This is a genomic window from Corynebacterium sp. (assembly GCF_043426755.1).
Lineage (GTDB): Bacteria > Actinomycetota > Actinomycetes > Mycobacteriales > Mycobacteriaceae > Corynebacterium.
On the sequence record NZ_JBHWRP010000034.1, the window covers coordinates 1 to 5,575 of the forward strand.

Below are 5,575 nucleotides of genomic sequence, written 5' to 3' on the forward strand. Positions count from 1 at the left end.
AACTTGATCGCGAGCCTATTCTCAGTCTCGAAGCTCTACGACATGCTCCGAGAAATGGGCCAAGCCCCGGGCCTGCCCGGCCGGCCAGGACATCAGTCGCTCTACATCACCGCCGGGCTGGCGATCGTGATGGCTGCCTTCTTCGACCTCTCCCAGATCGCCTCCCTTGGCGCTATCTTGTATTTGGCCATGGACATTGCCATCCACTTCGGGATCATCCGCCGTCTCAAAAACGACGTCGCCGCCAACTCCTGGATCCCGTTGCTCGCGATCATCCTTGACCTCGCGGTACTGGTGCCCTTCCTGCTCACCAAGAGCCAATCGGACCCGTTCACCCTCGTCATCACCGCGCTAGTGGCCCTAGCCATCGTCCTCGCCCAGTGGCTCGCCGTGCGACACCACCAACACCAGTGAGAACACAGAGCACACCAGAGACTCCAACCAACCCAGCGCGATTCAGGCCGCACGACGCGCGTCCGCTGAGCGCGTTGAGGCGCGCAACTCCCCACACTTGTGGCACACGCCGTACCGGCTTCACCGAACCTTCACGTGAAGGACAGTTCGTCCTTCACAAACACTTGGCAGATTGGGGGTGTACCGATCAATGGTCCCGTGCACTCGGGGCTGGATCGAGCACCCAGGAGGAAACGATGCAGGCGAGATGGAGTATCAACATCACCCCCAGCGGTAGATCGTGGTGTGATCGACCGGCACTCCCCGCTCGGTCATCATCTCTTCGAGGTCGCGATAGCTCACGCCGTAGCGGCAGTACCACCGCACCGCCCACAGGATGATTTCACGAGGGAACTGCCGACCGGAGAAGATGCCCATGGACCTGATTATTCCACGCCGGTCTTCCTACTGCCCCAACTTTGCAACAGCACCAGTTTTCGCCCAGCACCCATTGCCTTGTCCACCTCGCGATCCAGAGCCTCATGGGCCTTAATCAATTCCGGGGCCATGGCCAGCGGGTTGTAGTGATCGGCCAAAGAACGCTCCGGGTGCAGCGCCCGAGCTTCAAGAACTTTTTCTCCAGCCGAGATAATTCGCTCGCGAGTCGAATCAGCCAATTCCGGTAGAGGAAACGTGTTCCAGACAAGGGTGTTGGAAAAACTGAGGTCAGACTTAAGCCTCCCCCCTACCGCCCGCTGCCAGGCTATGAACATTGAGGATGAAATAAGGCCAAACAAGAGCCCCTCCGGGTCATCCGCCACATAGAGCTTGTTGCCGGCTATGACCTCGGGAGGCAGGTGAGCGGCGGCATAGAAATTTCTGGTTTGTGAAACAACCGCAGGAATACCCACATAGTTGGTCTCAGGTTGGTGGTTTTCCTGAAACAGATACGGGGTGGAAGCAGAGAGCTGGGTGGCTGCCTTTTTGCTGTTTAGACGCATCGTCCGCACAGCCTCGACCCGCATTTTGAGGATGGGTGACCGACCCAAATCTGCCGGGTCGAATTCATCTGCCATCCATAAGCACCAGCGATCCAATCCCCGCACCAGCTCACGCCCCATCCGAAATGGGCGGAGATATTTAGCGGCCACAGGATCAGCGGCCACTTCACCGTATTCCCCTGTTTCCACAATCAGTTCACCTCCATCAACCGGTTTAGAACCGAATCGAGCCGGTGGGATTGCCGCCAGAGGTTTAGAGCGTCTGACTACCAGGATGTTCGGCCCGTCGATCAGATAAGCGTTAATCCCGGTCTCCACCATCTGCTCGACGGCCTCGCCCCGGACGTGCGGGTAGTCCCAAAGTCGCTGTTTAACTCCCCGGTCGCGAGTAAAGCCGACGATCACGCAGTGCACCGCGGCCTTCCCCGGGGCTTCGGAGTCCCAGGCGAACGTGCGGTGGGCGAACTTGATCCGCCACCCCTCACGGGTGAGCGGGCCGAACAGGGCCGGGACCGGTTGGCCCTGGGTGATCGAGTTTGTGGTGACAAAAGCGAATTCGCCTGCCCGCTCCGCCAGAAGCGTCATGGCCTGGGCGTGCCAACCTGTGACGTAGTCGAGGTAACCGTCGTAGTCGGCGCCCCACACGCGCCGCATATCCTCCTGCTGCTCCTTCGTCTTCGTGTACTGGCCGATAAACGGAGGGTTCCCGAACACGTAGGTCTTTCCCAGGGCGGTGGGAAGGATGTCGCGCCAATCGATGGCCAGGGCGTTGGCGTGGGAGATGTGCGCGGTAACTGTGATGGGAAGGCGCTCCGGGGCGCGGCCCACCCTGTCGGCAAGCTCCCGGTTGGCCTGGTGGTCGACGAGAAACATGGCGGTCTCGGCAATCTTGGCGGGCCACCAGTTCAACTCGATGCCGTAGAACTGGCCGATGGACAGTTTCTGCTCCCACGTCACATCCAGGGACATGTCGGTGATGCCTTCGCGCTCGCGGATTGCGACGATCACGTCCGTCTCGATGCGGCGTAATTCGCGGTAGGCGACGATGAGGAAGTTGCCGGACCCGCACGCCGGGTCGATGAACACGTGGGTGGCGAGGCTGTCGCGGAAGGTGCGCAGGTTCTCCAGCTGCTTTTTCACGCTCCCCGTTTTCGCGGCAATCAGCCTGTCGGCCTGGGTGCGCAGTTCGTCGAGGAAGAGGGGGCCTATGGTCTTAAGGATGTTTTTCTCGCTGGTGTAGTGCTCCCCGTCCAGGCGGCGGGCCTCCTTCGACTTCACCAGCTGGAAAAGACTGCCGAAGATCGCAGGGGAAATATCCGTCCAGTGGAACCGGCACGCCTCCAAAAGGGCTTCGCGCATGGCGGGGCTGAAAAACGTGGTGGTGCGTGTCTCGCCTGCCCTGTCGAAGAGGGCCCCGTTGACGTAGGGGAACGCCGCCATCGACTCCGGCACCCGCCTGCGCTTGGTCTCGGGGGTGTTGAGCACGTCAAACAGGGCATCGAGTTGCCCGCCCAGGTTTTCGCTGGTCGTGTGCTCGTGGACGAAGCGGTAGAACAGGTCCTGCTCCCACAGGCCGGCATCGTCACCGAAAAGGAGAAACAGCAGTCGGGTAAGGAACACGGAGGTGCGCTGGACTTCCTCGTCCTCGTCCTCCGGGTTGGTGGGTGCGGCATCGGCCACGTTCTCATCCACGTCGTCACCCGCCATCGCGGTGAACAGGTTCGCCATGATCTTTGACGCCTTGATCGAAGCAGCCTGTTCCTCCTCGCGGGTCATGGACTCGTCGTAGCCGGCGAGGAATTTCAGCTCGTCCACATGATCGGTCACCTCCCCCAGGGAGAAGGTCACGTCGAAGCGCTGCTCGGGGTCACCCAGACGCAGAAGGCGGAAGGTCTCGAAGTCGGAGGCGAGGATGTAGCGGGGTTGCTCGGTGGCCGAGACGGACCCGCCCTGGAGGTAGTCGCGGGCCTGATCGACGGCCACCTGGAGGTCCACCCCGGGCTTTTTGGCCTCTCCGATGACCACGCTCGGCCAGAACAGGTCGATGTAGCCGGTGTTGCCCGTCGAGGCTCTGCGGGCGTCCTGCTCGAAGAGGTCCATGCGCGCGGCACTCACACCGAAGCAGGCGAGGAAGTCCGCCCAGAAGGACTGGGCGTACTTCTTCTCAATCGCCCCCTGGTTAGCTTCAGTCCAGCTATCGAGACGCTCACGCCAGTGCAATTTGAACTTGTCGAGGTTGTGCCGCATTTCAGAGCGGTCGAGACGCTGGGGGGCAGGAGTGGTCACCATCCCACCATATCCAGCAACGCCACACCCGGAGCCGAAATCCGCCAACGGTCGCGGTTCGACGAGAAGCGGCTTGTTCTGCCGGGTGACGACTGCCCTCTAAGGGCGCCCCTTAGGCAACCGTCGACTCACCGAGCGGTTACCTAAGGAGATCGACGTATTTCGACCGCGCCTTCATTGCGTGAATCAGCAATTCGTCCCCGTCGGAGGCGACAACCACGACAGTTTCCAAAAGACGGGCGTGAGTGTCGAACCCGAGGCGCAGTTCACGCCATTGCGCGGGATCATCATCAAGGGGTGCGACCCATGTCGGAAATGAAGCGGCATTGATACCGTCTTCCTCACTGATGCCGTGCTTGGTGGCGGAGGCCGCCACCCTCATGCCGCGGTGATAGCGCTGATCGCCTGGCGCATCATCTCTGAACGCGACAGATGCTTTTCGGCTGCGATCCTGTCGAGTAACTCCAGCTCCTCCGGGGTGAGACGAACCGTAACCACCTGGGAAGCTTCGGGGCCACGACCCGGACGCCCCCGTCCGCGCTTCTTCAGCGCATCGACATTATAACCATCCTCCGCCTCGGCAACCCAGGCGTTCAGCTGCTTCTCGGTGATATTAACAGGCATGCAATTATCGTATTACGGAATTGGGGGCATGTCGAGCATCTCACCCAATCGCTTAGAAGAAGTTACCGGCAGCACCCCTATAACCCGTTACTGTCTCACCGAAAAAGAAAACAACATCACACTGCCCAAGGGGGGGCAGGGGAACCGTATATTGCTTACGGCTCCGCTATTTAAATTACTTCTTAGCGGGCCGCCCTCGCTTTCGAGAGATGCCTAGTTCTTTCCGTAGCTCATTGACTCTCCTCACTGAGAGGCCCAATTCGTTTGCTACCTCTACGCTCGCAGGGTCATAACCTTCCCTCTTGCGTGAAGACACGTAAGCGAGAACACGTCCTTTGTTTTCGTCTGTACTAAAGCTTCGCTTCATATTGGCGGTTTTAAGTTCGGCTAGTGCGCCCTTCGCATAGTCACTTTCCCGATCCGACCATCGCTGCGCGGCTTTTTGGCCGCCTCTGCGGCCCATGGTGGCCAGGGCTTTGCGCTGGCTTGTGGTGGCGTAGCGGGCGGTGGGTGTGCCGTAGGAGTCGGTCTTGCCCTGTGTGACGTAGCCGCGCACCCGGCGGGCCATGGTCTGGCGATCTCGCATCGGAGGCATCTCCGCTGCCCTGCCGTCGCCACCTTCACGTTGGGCGATGTTGTAGGCGCGCTCATAGGCGTCGATGATCGCCGCGTCGGTCATTCGCTCCCCCGCCGCCCGTAGCCGGTGTGCGGTCTTCAGGGCGTGGCGAAACGCTGTCTCGTCGCGCGCGGCGCGTCCCGGGTTGATCCAGCGCACCAGGACACCGTCGATCAAATCCGGGTTGTAGCGGTCCGTCTCCTCGCCCATCTCGGCTTCGATCTCGTCGGCGATCGCACGGAAGGCCTGGGCCTGCTCGCGGCGTGCCTTGACCGTCTCGATGAGTTCGCGGCCACTGGAGAACTCCTGGCGGGGCGATACATGCTGGGGCTCGTCGGTCACCTCGCGCACCTCCCTGATGAAGTCGGACAACCGGTCAATGCGGTGATGCTGCCGGTACCAGATATAGCGATCCGGGCTATCGCCCGTGTAGAAGGGGCTGCGGCTGAACCTGTGGGCGAAGTTCGGGTCGTGGTCCAAAAACCCGCCCAGGGTCCGGCTCGTGGCCGCTAGAAGCTGAGGCGGCCTGGGTTGGTCGGAGACTAGGTTTTACCCTAGGAGGACGATCAGCATCATGGCACGGCCCAGCAAGTACGACACCGCCACCCAACAACGCGCGGTACGCATGTACTTCGAACGTCTCGAAGACGGCGAC

The 5,575-nt window shown here is 60.9% G+C and carries 4 protein-coding genes and 2 pseudogenes; 1 reads left to right on the top strand and 5 read right to left on the bottom strand.

What is annotated here, in order from left to right:
• Window positions 1-414 (top strand): annotated as a pseudogene (locus ACHFGA_RS03120) (amino acid permease); the annotation flags it as partial.
• A 267-nt stretch (window positions 415-681) separates the two neighbouring features.
• Here the strand turns inward: ACHFGA_RS03120 and ACHFGA_RS03125 are convergent.
• From ACHFGA_RS03125 to ACHFGA_RS03145, 5 genes and pseudogenes are all read right to left on the bottom strand, one after another.
• Window positions 682-831 (bottom strand): annotated as a pseudogene (locus tag ACHFGA_RS03125) (IS6 family transposase); the annotation flags it as partial.
• A gap of 8 nt (window positions 832-839) precedes the next feature.
• Window positions 840-3,680: a DNA methyltransferase gene (locus ACHFGA_RS03130; RefSeq protein ID WP_394280974.1), complete on the bottom strand. Its 2,841-nt coding sequence runs from the start codon at window positions 3,678-3,680 to the stop codon at window positions 840-842.
• Between the two features lie 139 nt (window positions 3,681-3,819).
• The gene (locus ACHFGA_RS03135) at window positions 3,820-4,062 is read right to left on the bottom strand and encodes a toxin (protein WP_394280975.1); all 243 of its coding nucleotides are present in this window, start codon (window positions 4,060-4,062) and stop codon (window positions 3,820-3,822) included.
• Window positions 4,059-4,304 (bottom strand): ribbon-helix-helix domain-containing protein, encoded by a 246-nt coding sequence (locus ACHFGA_RS03140; RefSeq protein ID WP_394280976.1) that lies wholly within the window; start codon window positions 4,302-4,304, stop codon window positions 4,059-4,061. Before ACHFGA_RS03140 ends, ACHFGA_RS03135 begins: the two co-directional genes overlap by 4 nt.
• Before the next feature lie 175 nt (window positions 4,305-4,479).
• Window positions 4,480-5,400: a replication initiation protein gene (locus ACHFGA_RS03145; RefSeq protein WP_394280977.1), complete on the bottom strand. Its 921-nt coding sequence runs from the start codon at window positions 5,398-5,400 to the stop codon at window positions 4,480-4,482.
• Window positions 5,401-5,575 lie beyond the last annotated feature (175 nt).